Source organism: Pseudomonas sp. KCJK8993, from assembly GCF_046230915.1.
Taxonomy (GTDB): Bacteria; Pseudomonadota; Gammaproteobacteria; order Pseudomonadales; family Pseudomonadaceae; genus Aquipseudomonas; species Aquipseudomonas piscis.
Map to the genome: position 1 here is coordinate 1 of NZ_JBJJLO010000135.1, position 16,354 is coordinate 16,354.

22 protein-coding genes and 1 tRNA gene are annotated in these 16,354 nt (G+C 60.4%); 10 read left to right on the forward strand and 13 right to left on the reverse strand.

Translation table 11 applies throughout. From position 1 onward, the window contains the following. A partial coding sequence (locus tag ACK6AU_RS28110; RefSeq protein WP_409302789.1) for a PDZ domain-containing protein occupies window positions 1-235 on the forward strand: 235 nt, incomplete at its 5' end. 74 nt (window positions 236-309) lie between these two features. Here the strand turns inward: ACK6AU_RS28110 and ACK6AU_RS28115 are convergent. Then, window positions 310-1,743, reverse strand: a complete 1,434-nt coding sequence (locus tag ACK6AU_RS28115; RefSeq protein ID WP_185698012.1) for a M48 family metalloprotease — start codon at window positions 1,741-1,743, stop codon at window positions 310-312. A gap of 222 nt (window positions 1,744-1,965) precedes the next feature. Here ACK6AU_RS28115 and ACK6AU_RS28120 point away from each other — a divergent pair, with 222 nt between their 5' ends. Both ACK6AU_RS28120 and ACK6AU_RS28125 read left to right on the forward strand, forming a co-directional pair. Continuing rightward, window positions 1,966-2,205, forward strand: coding sequence for a sulfurtransferase TusA family protein (locus ACK6AU_RS28120; RefSeq protein WP_011059792.1), 240 nt, complete (start codon window positions 1,966-1,968; stop codon window positions 2,203-2,205). A gap of 33 nt (window positions 2,206-2,238) precedes the next feature. Further along, window positions 2,239-3,309: an AI-2E family transporter gene (locus ACK6AU_RS28125; protein WP_022642870.1), complete on the forward strand. Its 1,071-nt coding sequence runs from the start codon at window positions 2,239-2,241 to the stop codon at window positions 3,307-3,309. 48 nt (window positions 3,310-3,357) lie between these two features. On the opposite strand, the gene ACK6AU_RS28130 is transcribed toward ACK6AU_RS28125, so the two are convergent. Together ACK6AU_RS28130 and ACK6AU_RS28135 are read right to left on the reverse strand one after the other, a co-directional pair. Continuing rightward, window positions 3,358-3,831, reverse strand: coding sequence for a peroxiredoxin (locus ACK6AU_RS28130; protein ID WP_409302792.1), 474 nt, complete (start codon window positions 3,829-3,831; stop codon window positions 3,358-3,360). Between the two features lie 10 nt (window positions 3,832-3,841). Then, window positions 3,842-4,402, reverse strand: coding sequence for a glycine cleavage system protein R (locus tag ACK6AU_RS28135; RefSeq protein ID WP_022642872.1), 561 nt, complete (start codon window positions 4,400-4,402; stop codon window positions 3,842-3,844). Between the two features lie 325 nt (window positions 4,403-4,727). Here ACK6AU_RS28135 and dapA point away from each other — a divergent pair, with 325 nt between their 5' ends. The 6 genes from dapA to ACK6AU_RS28165 all read left to right on the forward strand — a co-directional run bounded on the left by dapA (window position 4,728) and on the right by ACK6AU_RS28165 (window position 9,368). Next, window positions 4,728-5,606 (forward strand): 4-hydroxy-tetrahydrodipicolinate synthase, encoded by an 879-nt coding sequence (gene dapA, locus ACK6AU_RS28140; RefSeq protein ID WP_185698014.1) that lies wholly within the window; start codon window positions 4,728-4,730, stop codon window positions 5,604-5,606. Between the two features lie 17 nt (window positions 5,607-5,623). Beyond that, entirely contained in the window at window positions 5,624-6,739 is a 1,116-nt protein-coding gene (gene bamC / locus ACK6AU_RS28145) for an outer membrane protein assembly factor BamC (RefSeq protein WP_185698015.1), read from the forward strand. Window positions 6,740-6,743: 4 nt separating this feature from the next. Further along, window positions 6,744-7,502 (forward strand): MBL fold metallo-hydrolase, encoded by a 759-nt coding sequence (locus ACK6AU_RS28150; protein WP_409302795.1) that lies wholly within the window; start codon window positions 6,744-6,746, stop codon window positions 7,500-7,502. 28 nt (window positions 7,503-7,530) lie between these two features. Further along, window positions 7,531-8,244: a phosphoribosylaminoimidazolesuccinocarboxamide synthase gene (gene purC / locus ACK6AU_RS28155; RefSeq protein ID WP_185698017.1), complete on the forward strand. Its 714-nt coding sequence runs from the start codon at window positions 7,531-7,533 to the stop codon at window positions 8,242-8,244. An 83-nt stretch (window positions 8,245-8,327) separates the two neighbouring features. After that, window positions 8,328-8,417 (forward strand) — tRNA-Ser (locus ACK6AU_RS28160). A gap of 150 nt (window positions 8,418-8,567) precedes the next feature. Further along, window positions 8,568-9,368 (forward strand): hypothetical protein, encoded by an 801-nt coding sequence (locus tag ACK6AU_RS28165; RefSeq protein WP_409302797.1) that lies wholly within the window; start codon window positions 8,568-8,570, stop codon window positions 9,366-9,368. 32 nt (window positions 9,369-9,400) lie between these two features. Here the strand turns inward: ACK6AU_RS28165 and ACK6AU_RS28170 are convergent, their stop codons facing one another. The 7 genes from ACK6AU_RS28170 to ACK6AU_RS28200 all read right to left on the reverse strand — a co-directional run bounded on the left by ACK6AU_RS28170 (window position 9,401) and on the right by ACK6AU_RS28200 (window position 12,831). Further along, window positions 9,401-10,621 carry an Arm DNA-binding domain-containing protein gene (locus tag ACK6AU_RS28170; protein ID WP_409302799.1) on the reverse strand — a complete coding sequence of 407 codons (1,221 nt, stop codon included), beginning with the start codon at window positions 10,619-10,621 and terminating at the stop codon, window positions 9,401-9,403. Further along, a complete protein-coding gene (gene xisR / locus ACK6AU_RS28175) occupies window positions 10,618-10,848 on the reverse strand; it encodes an excisionase family protein (protein ID WP_124345993.1) in 231 nt (76 codons plus the stop codon). The genes ACK6AU_RS28170 and xisR overlap by 4 nt, the downstream gene beginning before the upstream one ends. Continuing rightward, window positions 10,845-11,156, reverse strand: coding sequence for a hypothetical protein (locus ACK6AU_RS28180; RefSeq protein ID WP_409302801.1), 312 nt, complete (start codon window positions 11,154-11,156; stop codon window positions 10,845-10,847). The genes xisR and ACK6AU_RS28180 overlap by 4 nt, the downstream gene beginning before the upstream one ends. Window positions 11,157-11,217: 61 nt before the next feature. Further along, window positions 11,218-11,496, reverse strand: a complete 279-nt coding sequence (locus ACK6AU_RS28185; RefSeq protein ID WP_409302803.1) for a DUF4031 domain-containing protein — start codon at window positions 11,494-11,496, stop codon at window positions 11,218-11,220. Further along, window positions 11,493-12,176 (reverse strand): hypothetical protein, encoded by a 684-nt coding sequence (locus ACK6AU_RS28190; RefSeq protein ID WP_409302805.1) that lies wholly within the window; start codon window positions 12,174-12,176, stop codon window positions 11,493-11,495. The genes ACK6AU_RS28185 and ACK6AU_RS28190 overlap by 4 nt, the downstream gene beginning before the upstream one ends. Beyond that, complete coding sequence (locus ACK6AU_RS28195) at window positions 12,173-12,391, reverse strand: hypothetical protein (protein ID WP_409302807.1); 219 nt, start codon at window positions 12,389-12,391, stop codon at window positions 12,173-12,175. Before ACK6AU_RS28195 ends, ACK6AU_RS28190 begins: the two co-directional genes overlap by 4 nt. Beyond that, window positions 12,388-12,831 (reverse strand): hypothetical protein, encoded by a 444-nt coding sequence (locus tag ACK6AU_RS28200; RefSeq protein ID WP_409302809.1) that lies wholly within the window; start codon window positions 12,829-12,831, stop codon window positions 12,388-12,390. Before ACK6AU_RS28200 ends, ACK6AU_RS28195 begins: the two co-directional genes overlap by 4 nt. A 74-nt stretch (window positions 12,832-12,905) precedes the next feature. Here ACK6AU_RS28200 and ACK6AU_RS28205 point away from each other — a divergent pair, with 74 nt between their 5' ends. Continuing rightward, on the forward strand, window positions 12,906-13,049 hold the full coding sequence (locus ACK6AU_RS28205) for a hypothetical protein (RefSeq protein WP_409302811.1): 144 nt from the start codon (window positions 12,906-12,908) through the stop codon (window positions 13,047-13,049). A 74-nt stretch (window positions 13,050-13,123) separates the two neighbouring features. Here ACK6AU_RS28205 and ACK6AU_RS28210 read toward each other — a convergent pair whose 3' ends face one another. Genes ACK6AU_RS28210 through ACK6AU_RS28220 form a run of 3 tightly spaced genes read right to left on the reverse strand, consistent with a single transcriptional unit; the run spans window position 13,124 to window position 16,223 of the window. Next, a complete protein-coding gene (locus tag ACK6AU_RS28210) occupies window positions 13,124-15,205 on the reverse strand; it encodes a DNA cytosine methyltransferase (RefSeq protein WP_409302813.1) in 2,082 nt (693 codons plus the stop codon). Further along, window positions 15,202-15,615: a hypothetical protein gene (locus ACK6AU_RS28215; RefSeq protein ID WP_409302815.1), complete on the reverse strand. Its 414-nt coding sequence runs from the start codon at window positions 15,613-15,615 to the stop codon at window positions 15,202-15,204. The genes ACK6AU_RS28210 and ACK6AU_RS28215 overlap by 4 nt, the downstream gene beginning before the upstream one ends. Beyond that, window positions 15,612-16,223, reverse strand: coding sequence for a hypothetical protein (locus tag ACK6AU_RS28220; protein WP_409302817.1), 612 nt, complete (start codon window positions 16,221-16,223; stop codon window positions 15,612-15,614). Before ACK6AU_RS28220 ends, ACK6AU_RS28215 begins: the two co-directional genes overlap by 4 nt. Window positions 16,224-16,354: the final 131 nt, after the last annotated feature.

The window sequence follows — 16,354 nt, forward strand, 5'->3', positions numbered from 1 at the left end:
GAAGAAAGCCTTTGATCTCAAGGGTGGCGTGGTGATCAAGGAAGTACAGGACGGCCCTGCGGCGCTTATCGGCCTGCAGCCTGGCGATGTGATCACTCACTTGAACAACCAGGCGATCAGCTCGACCAAGGAGTTCACCGAAATCGCCAAGGCGCTGCCGAAGAACCGCTCGGTTTCCATGCGGGTACTGCGCCAGGGACGAGCCAGCTTCATTACCTTCAAGCTGGCGGAGTAACTCGCCAGTTCCAGGTCTCGCCCAATAAAAAGCCCGCCTCATAAGAGGCGGGTTTTTTATTGTTCCGTCCAGCGTCAGCGCATCATGTCCTTGATCATCTGTTCCTGATCCATCATCTCGCGCTGGCGAGCATCGATTCGTGACGACAGCGGAAAGTTGCTGCCGGCGCGGCGCTTGGCGAAATCCAGCTGCTGGATGGCCTGGCGATAGTCTCCCACCAAGGCGAAGTACTCGGCGCGCGCCTGGTGCAGACCGATGATGTTGCCCGATAGGCCGCGGGTTTCCGCCACCAGGTACCAGACGTCTGGGTCATCGGGGCGGCTCTTGAGCAGACTTTCCAGGGCCTTTTCCGCATCGGCCGGACGATTCTGCTTGAGCAGCAGGTCGACCCGGATCTGGTGCAGCGGATAGTTGTTCGGATACTGGCCGAGCATCCGCTCCACTCGCGCCTGTGCGTCCGGCAGGCGGCTGCTGTTCATGTCCAGCTCGATCTGGGCCAGGTTGTAGGTAATGTCATTAGCCGATCTGGCTAGTAGCGGCTTGAGGTTCTCCCGAGCTTCGTTCCACTGGCTGCCCTTGATCTGGGCGATGGCCAGCCCGTAGCGGGCAATGTCGTTCTTTGGGTTTTCGTCGAGCTGGGCACGGAAGCGCTTGGCGGCCAGGCCAGGCGATTCCTCATAGTTCAGTTGCACCCGTGCGCGGATCAGTTGGTAGCGCAGGCTGTCCTCGATGCCGCCAGGCTTGGCCTGTTCGGCACGGTTGCGCGTGTCGGCGATCCGCGATTCGGTAACCGGGTGAGTCAGGAGGAACTCTGGCGGCTTGGCGTCGAAGCGGTACTGGCGCATCAAGCGTTCGAACATGGTGGGCATCGAGCGCGGATCGTAGCCAGCCTTCTCCAGGTTGAGAATGCCGATGCGGTCGGCTTCCTGTTCGTTCTGCCGTGAGAAGCGCCGCTGCTCCTGGATAGCCGCGGCCTGGGTGCCGGCGATGGCGGCGATCCCGGCGTCACCGGCGCCGGTGGCGGCAATCACGATGCCGGCCAGCATGGCGGCCATCATCGGCACCTGCATCCGGCGTTGTGCCTCGACGCCACGAGCGAAGTGGCGTTGGGAAAGGTGCGCCAGTTCGTGGGCCAGTACCGAGACATATTCACCCTCGGTCTGGGCGTTGAGGAACAGCCCGCCGTTGACGCCGACTATTCCGCCTGGTGCAGCGAATGCGTTGAGCTGGGGACTGTTGATCAGGATGAATTCCAAGCGCCGGTCGTTGACCTGGCTGGTCTCCACCAGCTTGTAGACGCTGGTTTCGACGTAGTCCTTGAGCTGCGGATCACTCAATTGCGAGACCTGGCTGCGCAGCAAGGAGAGCCAGGCCCGGCCCAGTTGGTATTCTTGTTGTGGAGAGACAATGGCTGAACTGGCATCGCCAAGTGACGGCAAGTCGTCGGCGAAGCCCGGTGAGGCGAGCAGGCAAGCGAGCGTCAGCAGAGTAGGGCGCAACAAATTCATGCACAGAGCCTTAATCGACAAAGGCTCTACTGTAGCTGGACACCTGTTCGGGAGCCAGACAAGGGCGGTGAAAACTCTGATGGAATAACGGTGCTTTTCGGCAAATTACTGCGTCTACGTCTGTACGCCTTTGGCGCGCGGGATTTTTGCGCCTGCTGGTTATCGGCTGCTTCGTCCCTCGGGGTATCCTAGCGCCCTTGCATTTACCACCGGAGTAACACCATGACCGATGTCGTCGCCCATGATGCCGAGCTGGACGCCAGCGGGCTGAACTGCCCGTTGCCGCTGCTCAAGGCCAAGATGGAGCTCAATCGCCTGGCCAGTGGTGCGGTGCTCAAGGTCATTGCCACCGATGCCGGCTCCCAGCGCGACTTCCGCACCTTCGCCCGCCTGGCCGGTCATACGCTGCTGCGCGAAGAGGACGAGGCGGGAGTCTATCGCTACTGGTTGAAAAAGGCCTGACGCCGTTCACCGCTTTCATCTTAAGGATCACTGATGTTCAAAGTGCTACGCGACTGGATACAGCGCTATTTCTCGGACGAAGAGGCGGTGGTGCTGGCTGTCTTGCTGTTCCTGGCCTTCACCGCGGTACTGACCCTGGGCGGCATGCTTGCGCCGGTGCTGGCGGGCATGGTCCTGGCTTACCTGATGCAGGGGCTGGTGGTGAGCCTGGAGCGCCTGCGGTTGCCGGGTGGCGCCGCGGTAGGACTGGTGTTTGCCCTGTTCATGGGGGTGTTGCTGCTGTTCATCCTGGTGGTGGTGCCGCTGCTCTGGCACCAGTTGATCACCCTGTTCAACGAACTCCCGGGCATGCTTGCCAAGTGGCAATCGCTGCTGCTGTTGTTACCCGAGCGTTATCCGCACCTGGTGTCCGACGAACAAGTACTGCAGGCCATCGAGGTGGCGCGGGGCGAGATCGGCAAATTCGGGCAATGGGCTCTGACGTTCTCGCTGTCGAGCCTGCCGTTGCTGGTGAACATCATGATCTATCTGGTGCTGGTACCGATCCTGGTGTTCTTCTTCCTCAAGGATCGGGCCATGATCAGTCGTTGGGTCATCGGCTACCTGCCGCGGGAGCGGACACTGATCACCCGCGTGGCCCACGAGATGAACCGGCAGATCGCCAACTATATCCGCGGCAAGGTCATCGAGATCGTCATCTGCGGCGGTGTCACTTATATCGCCTTCGTCACCCTGGGCCTGAACTATGCGGCGCTGTTGGCGTTGCTGGTGGGAATCTCGGTGGTGGTGCCCTATGTCGGCGCAGTGGTGGTGACGGTGCCGGTGGCGTTGATCGCCCTGTTCCAGTGGGGGTGGAGTGACCAGTTCATCTACCTGATGGCGGTCTACGGGATCATCCAGACCCTGGATGGCAACGTGCTGGTGCCGCTGCTGTTCTCCGGGGCGGTGAACCTGCATCCGGTGGCGATCATCTGCGCGGTACTGTTGTTCGGCGGGCTCTGGGGCTTCTGGGGGATCTTCTTCGCGATTCCCTTGGCCACCCTGTTCAAGGCTGTGCTGGATGCCTGGCCGAGGAAGGATCCGATGGTGGCGCCACTGCTCTAGCGGTGGAGCAGATGCAAGCGGGGCGGCTGATCAGCCGCCCCGTTGGTTTCAGGCCTTGTTCAGGGCCTGGGCTGCGGCCAATACCGCATCGACATGGCCCGGGACCTTCACTGCGCGCCATTCCTGGCGCAGCACACCGTCCTTGTCGATGAGGAAGGTGCTGCGGTCCACACCCATGTATTCCTTGCCATAGAGCTTTTTCAGCTTGATCACGTCGAACAGCTGGCAGACGGCTTCGTCCTTGTCGCTGATCAGTTCGAACGGGAACTCCTGCTTGCACTTGAAGTTTTCGTGGGACTTCAGGCCGTCGCGGGAGATGCCGAAGATCTCGGTGTTGGCCGCCTGGAAGGCCTTGTACTGGTCGCGAAAGCCCTGGCCTTCGGTGGTGCAGCCTGGGGTGCTGTCCTTGGGATAGAAATACAGCACCACCTGCTTGCCCCTGAGGCTGGACAGGCTGACGGTCTGGCCGCTGGTGGCGGGGGCCTGGAAATCGGCGACGGGTTGGTCGATAGCTACGGCCATGGGGGTTTCCTTACATGGGGTTCTGTGGGCGCCAGGGTTCGATCAGGGCGTCGAGGTTCATGGCGTCGGCGAAATCCAGGAACTGGTCTCGCAGCCAGCTGATCTGGGTCCCGGCGGGCAGGGTCACGGTAAAGGTGGCATTGAGCATGGTGCCGCCGGTTTGCGGTGCCTGGTAGGTATCGCAGGTCAGGTTTTCCAGCTCCACATGGTGGTCGATGAAGAACTGGCACAGCTCGTTGATGATGTCCGGGCGGTAGGCCGCACTGACATAGGCGACATAAGGCAGGGCCTGGGGGCGGTTCTCCAGGGCGGCACTGCGTACCACGTTGGCGGTGAAGGCGTGCTTCTTGGCCAGGAAGGGCAGGTTGCTCTCCAGGCGTGCCAGGGCATCCCAGCTGCCGGAGACTTCCAGCACCAGCGCGCTGCACTCGCCGTGCCGGGTCAGGCGCGAGGTCACCACGGCGCAGCGGTTTTCATGGCTGGCGCGGCACAGGACGTTGGTCAGCTCCATGGGGTTGGCGCCGAGGGCACTGATGACAAGGAATTGTTCGCGAACTGTGGGGGTGGACATGCAGCGTTCCTAAAGCGATGAGCGGTCGATACTTGCAATAAGCCTGGGCCGGGCAAGCGCCGCTGGCGGCTTCCCGAAGTCCTGGACCACAAGCCGGTGGCGGGCCCCGGGATTCATGGAATAGAGGCAGGCAACGCGGGAACGGGGCTTTGGGGAGGCGGCGGGAGGCGATAACCCGGCCCATGTGCTTATCAAGTAGCAATCAAAGGCTGAAGGGTAGCGAAAACCATCGCTCAGGGGAATGCTCAGGGTGCGGGACTTCGCTTGTGCAAGGAACTTGGCGCCAGTACCATTACCGCTCTCTTTTTCCGGCAGGAGCGGTTGCATGATTGCGGGCAGTATGGTGGCACTGGTCACACCCATGGATGCACAGGGAAATCTCGACTGGGACAGCCTGAGCAAACTGGTGGACTTCCACCTGCAAGAGGGCACCAACGCCATCGTGGCGGTCGGCACCACTGGCGAGTCGGCCACCTTGGACGTCGATGAGCACATCGAGGTGATTCGTCGGGTAGTCGACCAGGTGGCGGGGCGCATCCCGGTGATCGCCGGCACCGGCGCCAACTCGACACGCGAAGCGATCGAACTGACCACCAATGCGAAAATCGCCGGCGCCGATGCCTGCCTGCTGGTGACCCCGTACTACAACAAGCCGACCCAGGAAGGCCTGTACCAGCACTTTCGCACCATCGCCGAGGCCGTGGACATTCCGCAGATCCTCTACAACGTGCCGGGCCGCACCGCTTGCGACATGCAGGCCGAGACCGTGATCCGCCTGTCCACCGTGAAGAACATCATCGGCATCAAGGAAGCCACCGGCGACCTGGAGCGCGCCAAGGCCATCCTGGCCGGTGTACGTAGCGATTTCCTGGTGTACTCCGGCGATGACGCCACTGCCGTGGAGCTGATCCTGCTGGGCGGCAAGGGCAACATCTCGGTGACCGCCAACGTCGCGCCGAAGGCCATGAGCCAGATGTGCGCCGCGGCCATGGCTGGCGATGCCGCCAAGGCTCGGTCGATTCACGAGACCCTGATGCCGCTGAACAAGACTCTTTTCATCGAATCCAACCCTATTCCCGTGAAATGGGCCCTGCACGAGATGGGCTTGATGCCGGACGGTATCCGCCTGCCGCTCACCTGGCTCAGTGCCGCCTGTCACGAACCGCTGCGGCAGGCCATGCGCCAGTCCGGCGTATTGGTTTAATTGAGGAAGTACAACGCATGAAGCGAATGGCCGGACTTTCCGCACTTGCCTTGATTATCTCCAGCACCAGTGGCTGCGGTTGGATCTGGGGCCCGGAAGGCTACTTCCGTGACCGGGGTAGCGATTACCTGCAAGCGCAACAAACGGCACCGATGCAACTGCCGCCGGATATCCAGACCTCCAAGCGTCTGGATCCGCTGCTGCCGATCCCGCGCAACGTTGCCGACGATAACGTCAAGGGCGAGTACGAAGTGCCTCGTCCACAACCGCTGTCGGCCATTGCCGATTCCAGCGACTACAGCCTGCAGAAGAGCGGCGACTCCCGTTGGGTCATGGCCCAGCATCCACCGGCCGAGGTCTGGCCAGTGGCGGTGCAGTTCTTCCAGGACAACGGTTTCCGCTTGGACCAGCAGCGTCCGCAGACCGGCGAGTTCACCACCGCCTGGCAGCGTTCCGACGAACTTTCCGCCGCCGTTGCCAAGCGCCTGGGCAGCGCTGGCGTCGCCGCCGATAGCGAGACTCGGGTACGGGTACGCATCGAGCCGGGCGTGCAGCGCAACACCAGTGAAGTCTATGTGGTCAGCGCCGAGCGCCCTGCCGGTAGCACCGCCGATGTGGAGTTCACCAATCGTTCGGTCAACACCGGCCTGGACGCCGCCCTGGTGGATGACCTGCTGGCCAGCATGAGCCGTACCTCCGAGAAAGGTGGCTCGGTATCCCTGCTGGCGGCCCGTGATTTCGACACTCCAAGCCGTGTCAGCCTCAGCGAGGACGGCAGTGGCAACCCGGTGCTGAACCTGGGTGCCGACCTGGATCGTGCCTGGTCCAGCGTCGGTCGTGCCCTGGAACAGGGTGAATGGCGGGTCGAAGACATCAACCGCAGCCTGGGCCTGTACTACATCAACCTGGCGGAAAAGGCCGAGAAAAAGAACGACGAGCCGGGCTTCTTCGGCAAGTTGTTCGGCAGCAAGCCCGCCAAGGAAGAGGTCGAGGCCCGTGCCGAACGTTATCAGGTACGCCTGAGCAAGGTGGGCGAGAACGTCCAGGTCACCGTCGAGAAGAACATCAACACCGTGGCGCCCGCCGACGTGGCGCGCAAGGTGCTGGGCATGATTCAGGACAACCTGGGCTGATTGGATGCGTTTCGCCGTTCTCGGCAGCGGTAGCCAGGGCAATGGCACCCTGATCGCCAGCGGCGACACGCATGTACTGGTGGATTGTGGTTTCTCCTTGCGGGAAACCGAGCGGCGCCTGTTGCGCCTGGGTGTCGCCCCGGAGCAACTGAACGCCATCCTGGTGACCCACGAACATGCCGACCATGTGCATGGCGTGGGTTTGCTGTCTCGGCGCTACAATCTTCCGGTCTACCTCAGTCAGGGAACCTTGCGTGGCATGCGCAAGCCAGTGGTGGCTACGGGCTTCGTACAGGGTGGCGAGCGGTTGCAGATTGGTGGGCTGCGCATCGACGTGATCGGTGTCGCCCATGATGCCCTGGAGCCTACTCAGTTTGTCTTCAGCGATGGCCGACGACGCTTCGGCCTGCTGACCGATCTCGGTTCCTATGGTTCCGAGGTGTTGGACGGCTATCGCGGGCTGGATGCCCTGATGATCGAGGCCAACCATTGCCAGGAAATGCTGGCACGAGGTTACTACCCATACTTCCTCAAGCAGCGTGTCGGTGGTGACCAGGGACATTTGAACAACCAGCAGGCCGCAAGCCTGGTGGCCGAATTGGGATGGCAGGGCCTGCAGCATCTGGTCCTGGCTCATCTGAGCAGCAAGAACAACCTGCCGCAGCTGGCCCGGCAATGTTTTGTCGACACCCTCGGGTGCGACCCGGACTGGCTGCAACTGGCCGATCAAGATTCAGGGCTCGACTGGCGTCACATCGCCTAGCCCAACTACCTAGCAAGCGGAGCCCATCATGGAAAAACGTGAAGAACTCTACCGCGGCAAAGCCAAATCGGTTTACAAAACCGATGACGCCGACCGCCTGGTCCTGCTGTTTCGCAACGACACCTCGGCGTTCGACGGCAAGCGCATCGAGCAGCTGGATCGCAAGGGAATGGTGAACAACAAGTTCAACGCCTTCATCATGCAAAAGCTCGAAGCCGCCGGTGTGCCGACCCAGTTCGACAAGCTGCTGAGCGATAACGAGTGCCTGGTGAAGAAGCTGGACATGATTCCGGTTGAGTGCGTAGTGCGCAACTACGCCGCCGGTAGCCTGGTCAAGCGCCTGGGTGTGGAAGAGGGTATGAAGCTCAATCCCTACACTTTCGAACTGTTCCTCAAGGACGATGCCAAGGGCGATCCCTTCATCAACGAATCCCATGTGGTGGCATTCGGTTGGGGCACTGCCGAACAACTGGCCCGCATGAAAGAGTTGTCGCTCAAGGTCAACGAAGTCCTGAGCAAGCTGTTCGACGACGCCGGCCTGTTGCTGGTGGACTTCAAGCTGGAGTTCGGCGTGTTCAGCGACGGTTCCATCGTCCTGGGTGACGAGTTCAGCCCGGACGGTTGCCGCCTGTGGGACAAGGACACCAAGAAGAAGATGGACAAGGACCGCTTCCGCCAGGGCCTCGGCGATGTGATCGAAGCCTACGAAGAAGTGGCCCAGCGCCTCGGCGTACCGCTGTAATCGACGCAAGCATCTGATAGCACGGAAAAATTTGCCTAGGGGGCTTCGCTTCCGGCAAAGGTGCTGTTATGATGCGCGCCGTTGGAGAGATGCCAGAGTGGCCGAATGGGACGGATTCGAAATCCGTTGTACCTTCGCGGGTACCTAGGGTTCGAATCCCTATCTCTCCGCCATTATTGAACAAGACTAAGCCCCCGTAATCATTGAAGATTACGGGGGCTTTTTCGTTTCTGGTCTTCCGTTTAGGGCATTTTTAGGGCAAAAAATGACATCGTGAGGACGCTCAGCGCAGGGTAGGCTACGGCAAAACTCGGAAGGTGCCGTTGGTTATTGGCGAGGGCGCGCACGAGGCGTTGCGGTATATCGAGGGATTAGGTATGTGGGTTTGGCAGGAAGCAAGAGAGCGTAGGTTATTGGCAGCTGTAGTGGTGGTGTTCGCAGTCCTTTGCCTGGTAAACGCTCGGTTACCTTTGTGGCAGGTTTTGGAAGGTGGAGCTATTGCCGCTTTTCTGTGTGCAAACGCAACTATGAATGTCATCAGCGATTTGCTTGTAGGACTCATATCTGCATATGTGTTCTATGTCATCATTGAGCTGTTGCCGAGTCACCGCAAAAAGGGTGAAACCTTGCGGGTGTTGAATTTGCTGGTCGCGTCTGTAGTTGAGGCATATGACAAGGCAAGCATATTTGCTCATGAGAGATCACTGAACACACTCGATCTAATAGTCCTCAAGCGTTCGAAACTTAAATCTACTCTCGATAGTCTTGAGGAAGGATCTGATTTCCTTAGACTCAAGTTTGCAATGCAGACTGGACACTCTCGGTACCCGGATTTTCAACATGCTCTCAGCCTTGCTGTGGGGTTATCCCCGCAGCATGCTCTGAATTGGTTTGTGCTGACGGATAAGATCAGGCTGCTTGCCGAGGAGTATGGTACGCAGCCTGTGAATCCGAATGCGGACTACGCGACGCAGATCACCGCGAACATTCAGGATGTGCCTGCGTATATTGCATATCAAAAAGAAATGGATCTCTACATGGAGGCCCTATTGTTGAGAGTCACTGAGTTTTACGAAGCGGCACTGATATGGATGGATTGTCAAAATTTCGAATCAGATGGCTGATAAATAAATGCAAATTGTCATCTTTTACGACCTCACTCACTAACCCTAAATCCAAGCATTTTTGAAACAATGCCCGCCATGCTTTTGGTGTCTCTTGGTATCCACCTACCATAATGCTTTCGCACCATTGTTGTGTCGGCATGTCCCAGCTGTCTGGCGACCCATTCGACAGGAACGTAACTCGACAGCATCTGGCTTGCGAAGGTGTGGCGGCATTGGTTGGCGCCGCGGTGCCGGACTCCGATCTTTTTCAGATGGGCGGTAAACCATTTGCTAAGGGTTTTGCCGTTCCAAAGCAAGGCGCTTCTTGAGTTGCGGAAAAGAAACCGTACTTTCTGTTTCTTCGCTGTGATGTTGTCGCGCTGCATCACTTTGATCTCTACTGCCGGTGATGTCCGTGCTGCGGCAACAATCTCGCGCATCAGGTCGAGGGCTGGATCTATCAGCTCGACGATTCGTATCCGTGATCGTTCCTTGGGGACTTTGAACTCCCCCACGACTAAAGCGCGGCGCACGTGAACGGTGCCGGCTACGAGATCCACGTCCTCCAGGGCCAGGGCGATGATTTCGGACATTGACAGGCCGGTCCAGCAGTTGAAAGCCAGCATGCGGGCATCCTCCAGGCGCTCTGGGTCGCCCGTCGCAATTAGCTCGATCTCCTCGCGACTGAAAGGGTCGGCGTGTTCCGAGTCGGAATCGGTCCCGACATTGCTGATCCGCTCCAGAGGGTTTGATTTCAGTATTCCGTCGCCAAAGGCGTCGGCCCAAACCCCACGGACTACGGTGAAAATATCGTTTACGGTCTTCGGTGATAGTCCCTGCTTGAGCAGTTGTGCCTGGAACAGTTCGATATCGCTTTTGCTGATGTCGACAATGCGCCGCTTACCGAATTTGGTGCCGACGTGTTTCGATTTGCTTGCGTAGTTCGCCACTGTGCTTGAGGCTCGAAGTGCGCGCTGTACCTCTAGCCACCTATCTATGCCTTCCTGCACAGTTCGTTTCGTCGAGTGACCGCCGGTACCCGAGAACATGGCCGCCCTCGGTGAGTCGGGGAAGTGGGCGGCATAGTCAAAGCGCCCCTCTTTGATCTCTGTAAGGATTGTCCGGCGCTTGTTGTCGGCATAGGCAATCGATGCTTTGTTGACGGCAACTATGCCGGGCAGCGGTTCTCGGCACCGCTGCCCGTGGAGCATGAACACAATGCGTAATTGCTTGCCGTTCATCTCGACGCCTGTTGGCATTTTCCCCTTCATGGTTGGCCGGCCATCCACTTTTCAATGGCTTCTTTGTTGTAAACCAGAACGTTTGCGGGGTCGGTTCGATAGTGCTTGCCCTCCAGCCATTTACCCCTGGATCGGTATTTTCTGGCGGCCTCGGTGCTGATTCCGAAAACAGTTGGCAGTAGTTGCTCCCTGAACCATGCGCCGGGCATGACGAAGTTATGCTCGATCTCGATTTCGATCTTCTCTGCCGCGCTCATGCTGCCTCCTCGGCGTATTTGCTGGCTGGCTGCGCTTTCGTGGCGCAAACTTGTTGGGTGAAGGTCTCGCCGCGCTTGCGGCTGATAGTGAGATATCGGCGTCGGCCCTGGCGCATTTGCTCGATCTTCTCCGGGTCGGCCCAGCCCACCAGGGGCGCGCTAGGACGTGCGGGGTCCTGACGGGTTTGCAGCTTCTCCAGCTCGGCCAGGAGGTCCTTGAGGTCAAGCGTCGATATGGTCATTACCTTGTCGCCCTGGTTGATCGCCCGGTGCAGGCTGGCTTTCGTGTAAACGATGGCTTGGTTCATTGTTTTGGCCCTTTATGGATATGCCAGGCGAGGTAGAGCAGGGCTGGGACGGTGAGCAGGATCATGGCTGCACCCCCAGCGCTGCGGCCTTGCGCTTGCGCATCAGATCGGCAACGTCACCCGGGTAGCTGATCTCCACTGCGCCCATCCCAACTGCTCGAGCGCGTTTGCTGAGACAGATATCGAAGTGTTCGCGAGTGGTGCCTGCCTTCTGGATCCACTTCCGCTGTACGCCGATCTTGTCGGCCATGGCCAACAGTTCCTCGGTGCTGTCTGCGAACATGTGGCACATCTTCATGCGGCCGAACGTTGCGTTCATGTCGTCGACGTACACAGTCATGGCTGCACCTCATGGGCCATGGCCGCGTCGATTGCATCGTCATCAACGTCGCCATGGGTGCACGCCTCCAATTGCGCAGCCGGCGCGGACTGCTTCTTCAGCTTCATCAGCGCATCAGTGACGTTGCCAAAGCCCATGTCGCGGGCCAGCTGCCAGACTTCGTCGTACAGCTCGGCCTTGTACTTGTCGCTGGTGGAGCTGATTGGTTCGGGCTGCTCGGCTGGGCGGGTGTAGAGCGCCACACAATCCCCAGGGCGAGACGGGTTTTCTTTTCCGTCAGTGGTCCACGCCGTAGCCCACGAAGCGCCGCCCTTGGCGATCCGGTCAAGCTCCCATTGCTCCACGTAAAGCACCGGCTCGCCCTGGTGCTGCTCAGCGACAAGCCAGTTCGCAAGCGCAAAAGCGAAGTCACCGGCCAGCCTTTCGTTGATGTACTGGTCGAAATCGTGACGACGTAAGCGTTGCTTAAACACGTTGGCGATGAACGCACGCGCATCAATGCAGTTCTTGAAAGGCGCCATCACCTCGCCCTGGTGCTGCTCGGCAGGCTGCCCGAATCGTTCGCACAGCGCTTCCCAAATCTCGTCGGCGCCCCCACCGCAGACCCTGGCCTTCTCGGCGATGAATTCCGCCAGGTCGTCGCTGAGTTCGCGGGGGAAGCTGATCATTTCGTTACTCATACCGAGGCCTCCATCACAATGATCGGGTCGTACCACTCAGCGCAGAACAGGACACGGGCGCGCTTGAAGTCGCCAACCATGTTTGCGGCTGCTGTCGCTTGAGCCCGGTGCTTCTGCTTGAACTCCCCGCCGACAGTGGTCCACTTACGCTCAAAGGCTCGGCGAATTTGGGCTACGTAGACACCCTTTGGGGCATGGACGTGAAGAGAACTCATGGCTTGCGCTCCAGGGCTTCAAGAACCGCCCGCACAACCGAGGTTCCAGCATCGCCGGTAGGGTCTTCGGAGAACATTTGCAGCGCATCATGGACTTCAGGGTCTGCGGCCACCTTCTCCGCGTCTTCCCAGGTGACGGTATCGACTGGCGCGCTCTGCTTGCGCTCCAGGGCGGCGCGTGCGATCCGGCTCATGTGCGTTGCGTGATAGTTGATGCTGTCGCCGGGGATGCCCGCGATGCTCCGCAGGGCCTGCTCAAACTCCGCCCGCTCGTCGCGCTCGACCGGCGCGCTAGGCTCAACCCGCAAGCTGACCCGTGCATCGCGCGCCATCTCGCGAATGCTTGGCTGCTCGCCAGCAACGGCTTGCAGTCGGCGAATCTCGGCATAAAGCTGGTCACGCTCTTCGCGCAGGGCCTTGATGGTCTTGTTTGCGCTCATTGGGCACCCCCTTCGGTCGGCTCTGCGCTGGCGGATAGCGCGGCAGCCTCCCCAATGGCTCGCAGGGAGTCCTGGTGATCGCTTCCGGTGATACGCCGCAGCAGCGCATCCCGCTCGGCCAGCTGGATGCGCAGCTCATGCTCTCGCCAGCCAGCCCGGATGTAGGCGTTTTCAAGCACGGCGATACGCTGGGCAGCGCCTTTCTGATCCTGCTGTAGTTGGGCTATTAGGTGTTGAGGGGTGCAGGTGCAGGGCAAGCGCCCTTGGTTGCATTCGCACATGGGTTTCCGGCTCATGCGGCCTCCTTGACTTGCTCGACGTTGCGCCATGGGTCATTGGCCCGGGCCAGTGCGGCCATCGGCGGTGGGCTGACACTGTTGCCGCACATGTGGACCTGTTCGGTCTTGGTGAATGGCTTGCCGTCGGCGCCCTTGTCGATGATGTAGCTGGTCGGGAAGCCCTGGGCGCGGTACAGCTCGTGCGGCTGGAGCATGCGCAGGCAGATATCGACGATCACATAGGGCGTGCCTTTCACGTACACAGTGACCAGGGCCAGGCGATCCTTTGTGGTGATCGTCGAGAGGGGTTCGTCGCAGGGACTCATGTTGTGAGTGCCGTAGTAGCGGATCAGAAAGGCCGCGACGCGAAGGGCGCCGGCTTCCTGGTCGGGCGACAGCTTGTATTCGACCAGGGCGTGATGCTCGGCGCCGGCGGTCATGGTTGGCACCGGGTCTTCAATGGCGACCCCGGTGCAGTTGCGGCGCAGGGTGGCCAAGTTGGCAGTTACCAGTCGCTGCTGGCTGCCACTGCTGGTCACAGTGGTCATGGGGTCGGTGACTCCTTTGGCGTGGGTGGTGTTGAACCCGCCGTTGGCCTGTTCCATGAACGCCGTGCAGGTGCCCAGGGCATGAGCTGCCCCCGCCGGGCGTTTGTAGTTGCCGCCGCTGGTGATGGTGGGTACAGGGTCGGTGATGGCTGCGCCTTCGCTGTTGAAGCGGAACTTGACCAGGTGCGCCGTAGCAATCGAATGGCCGCCGCTGGCGGTGACAGTTCCCAGCGGTTCGCTGGCTGATTTGCTGCCGTTCCCCCAGCGCTGTACGCCGCCCGGCTTCCCTTCGCCGTGCGCGGCGGTCACCATCACCGGACTGGCCAACATCAGCTCGCCTCGGTTGGCAGCGGTCACGGTCGGCATTGGTTCGGCTGGGTCGTTGGTGCGATCACTGCCCTGGTGAGTTGCAGGCAGGATCACGGCGCTGGCCAGCGCATGCTTCACGCCGCCGGCGACGACAGTGCCCAGGGGCTGATCGATGCCTGGGGCGCGTGGCTGCTGCCCCTCGCGTTCTCCGTACCCCGTCTGTACCAGGGTTGGGCTCGCCATGGCAAAAGTACCCCCGCGTGGCCAGGACGTGACGGTGCGCAAGGGCTCGTCCAGGGGCTGCACGCTCTCCCCTGACCAATTGGCTATCGGCACGATAAATGGGCTCGGGTTGTCCAGAACGAACTTCTTCATTCCTTTGGCTACCCGGCGCAACGTGGCATCGGCCAAGGGTTTCTTGCGGCCGAAAATGCTTTTGCTCGGCACAGTCCAGTCGATGCAGTCGGCGGCGGTGCGGTGCTTCTGCTGGCCCTTTGCGGGCTTCTTGGCGTGGGTCGGTTCCGGCCAAACGATGGGTTGGCCATCGCAGCGGGCGAGCATGAATAGGCGCTCACGGGTAGTAGGTGCGCCGTAGTCGCAAGCCTTCACGATGCGCCATTCCACCTGGTAGCCCATACCTTCCAGCAGTTGCACAAACCGGCGCCAGGTCACGCCGCGCCGTTTCGGATCTGGAACCAAGAACTGCTGGTGTACCGGCACGCGCTCGCCCATGGCAGCGACGGTGCCATCGAGTTTCATTACCCGTCCGGTGGACTTGTCGCGCTTGGCGATCAATGGCCCCCATTGCAGGATCTGTTTCACGTTCTCCATGCTGATGACGCGAGGCTTCTTCTTGCCTCCCCACTTGAGACCGATCCAGGACAAGTTGCGGATCTCGCGCTTGCGCGGTTGGCCGCCAGCGGCCTGGCTGTGGTGGGTGCAATCGGGGCTCATGTGGAACCAACCAACCCGTCGGCCCTGGCATTCTTCGTCGGGGTCACCATCGAACACGTCGGTGGTGTAGTGCCGGGCGTGCGGGTGGTTGGCGGTGTGCATGCTGATCGCTGCGCGGCTATGGTTCTTCGCCACGTCGACTTTGCGGCCCAGGCCCATTTCGAGCCCGGTGCCTGCGCCGCCGCCACCGCAGAAGAAGTCGACAACGATTTCATCATCCTGAGCGTTGAGGTTCAGGGAGTATTGGGTCTTGAAGTCGAAGGGAGGTGCTTTCAGGGAGGTCATGCCGCGTCCTCCAGTGAATTTTTTGCGTTTGCAGCAGTGGGCTGGAACAGCGGATCTGCGCCAATAAACACTTCATCGGGCACGTTCTCCCATTCGGTGCGGATCACATCGAACTCGCCTTCATTCCACAGGCGAAGGAAGATCAAGCCGTCTTCGTCCTTGAGGGCAAAATCAATCGCTGCGCAGGCTGCATCGTTCTCAAGCGGCAGACCAGCAGTCAGGCCCTGGGTGTGAATGGCCTCAAGAACTGCGTTGGCCTCGGCGAACCATTGGGCCTCTTTCGGGTTGTCCTCTTTAAGCAATAGGACGCCTTCGGCGAGTATCCAGGCGAGGGTGTCCAGATTTTTGCGGAGTACCTCCGCCTCGACATTTGCCACTTCGGCAGGTGCAGCATTGTGCATAGTATTCACGCCGCATCCTCCATGGTCAGTTCGCCTTCTTCGCGCTGCTGGTGCCGCTCGTAAGCCTCGCGCAAGGCGTCCCGCAGATGCGGATAGCCCTCGGTGTCGGCCTTGTGCGGGAAAGTAACGGTGCTGGTATCCAGCTCGGCCCAGAAACTGCCGTGGGTGTTCAGCCATTCGATCAGCCGGGTATCGAGCGAATCGGCATTCAGCGCGGCTCCCGCTGTGGCGGTGTGGAAAACTCGGTAAGCCAGTTCCCGGGCCTGTGGAATGAGCGAGGCGGCTTTTGCGTGGGCATCTTCGGCCTTGAGTGCTTTGAAGGTCTTCGTGGCCAGCTCCAGCGCTTGGGCCATGCGGATCAGGGTTTGTTGATCGTCCACGGTGAAGGGCTGGGCCTTGAGCTGCTGTTGCTGGGCCTGGTGTTCGGCTACCTGGTCCGCCAGTGCTTGGCAGCGTTCGGCAGCTCGCGCCAGGTCGTTGCTCAAGGCGTGGTTGCGGTCCCGATAGTCGGCCGTGGCGCGTGCCAAGGCGCGCAGGAAGGCGTTGCGGATAAAGTAGGCCAAGGCTAGGCCGCCGAGTAGGGTTCCTGCGAGCATGATCATGTGTTGGGCTTGCATGTGCTGTGATCCTCGATAGAGCCCGCCGCCGGATGTGTAACGTGGTGAGAGGACGGCGGCGGGGTGTTGCAGTTGGTTACGCCAGCTTGAAGCTGCCAATGGTCAGCGTTGCGGCGGTGCCCACGTCGGCC

Coding starts and splice junctions, on each gene's coding strand:
- ACK6AU_RS28115 (WP_185698012.1), bottom strand. CDS start 1,743: ATGAATTTGTTGCGCCCTACTCTGCTGACGCTCGCTTGCCTGCTCGCC.
- ACK6AU_RS28120 (WP_011059792.1), top strand. CDS start 1,966: ATGACCGATGTCGTCGCCCATGATGCCGAGCTGGACGCCAGCGGGCTG.
- ACK6AU_RS28125 (WP_022642870.1), top strand. CDS start 2,239: ATGTTCAAAGTGCTACGCGACTGGATACAGCGCTATTTCTCGGACGAA.
- ACK6AU_RS28130 (WP_409302792.1), bottom strand. CDS start 3,831: ATGGCCGTAGCTATCGACCAACCCGTCGCCGATTTCCAGGCCCCCGCC.
- ACK6AU_RS28135 (WP_022642872.1), bottom strand. CDS start 4,402: ATGTCCACCCCCACAGTTCGCGAACAATTCCTTGTCATCAGTGCCCTC.
- dapA (WP_185698014.1), top strand. CDS start 4,728: ATGATTGCGGGCAGTATGGTGGCACTGGTCACACCCATGGATGCACAG.
- bamC (WP_185698015.1), top strand. CDS start 5,624: ATGAAGCGAATGGCCGGACTTTCCGCACTTGCCTTGATTATCTCCAGC.
- ACK6AU_RS28150 (WP_409302795.1), top strand. CDS start 6,744: ATGCGTTTCGCCGTTCTCGGCAGCGGTAGCCAGGGCAATGGCACCCTG.
- purC (WP_185698017.1), top strand. CDS start 7,531: ATGGAAAAACGTGAAGAACTCTACCGCGGCAAAGCCAAATCGGTTTAC.
- ACK6AU_RS28170 (WP_409302799.1), bottom strand. CDS start 10,621: ATGAAGGGGAAAATGCCAACAGGCGTCGAGATGAACGGCAAGCAATTA.
- xisR (WP_124345993.1), bottom strand. CDS start 10,848: ATGAGCGCGGCAGAGAAGATCGAAATCGAGATCGAGCATAACTTCGTC.
- ACK6AU_RS28180 (WP_409302801.1), bottom strand. CDS start 11,156: ATGAACCAAGCCATCGTTTACACGAAAGCCAGCCTGCACCGGGCGATC.
- ACK6AU_RS28185 (WP_409302803.1), bottom strand. CDS start 11,496: ATGACTGTGTACGTCGACGACATGAACGCAACGTTCGGCCGCATGAAG.
- ACK6AU_RS28190 (WP_409302805.1), bottom strand. CDS start 12,176: ATGAGTAACGAAATGATCAGCTTCCCCCGCGAACTCAGCGACGACCTG.
- ACK6AU_RS28195 (WP_409302807.1), bottom strand. CDS start 12,391: ATGAGTTCTCTTCACGTCCATGCCCCAAAGGGTGTCTACGTAGCCCAA.
- ACK6AU_RS28200 (WP_409302809.1), bottom strand. CDS start 12,831: ATGAGCGCAAACAAGACCATCAAGGCCCTGCGCGAAGAGCGTGACCAG.
- ACK6AU_RS28210 (WP_409302813.1), bottom strand. CDS start 15,205: ATGACCTCCCTGAAAGCACCTCCCTTCGACTTCAAGACCCAATACTCC.
- ACK6AU_RS28220 (WP_409302817.1), bottom strand. CDS start 16,223: ATGCAAGCCCAACACATGATCATGCTCGCAGGAACCCTACTCGGCGGC.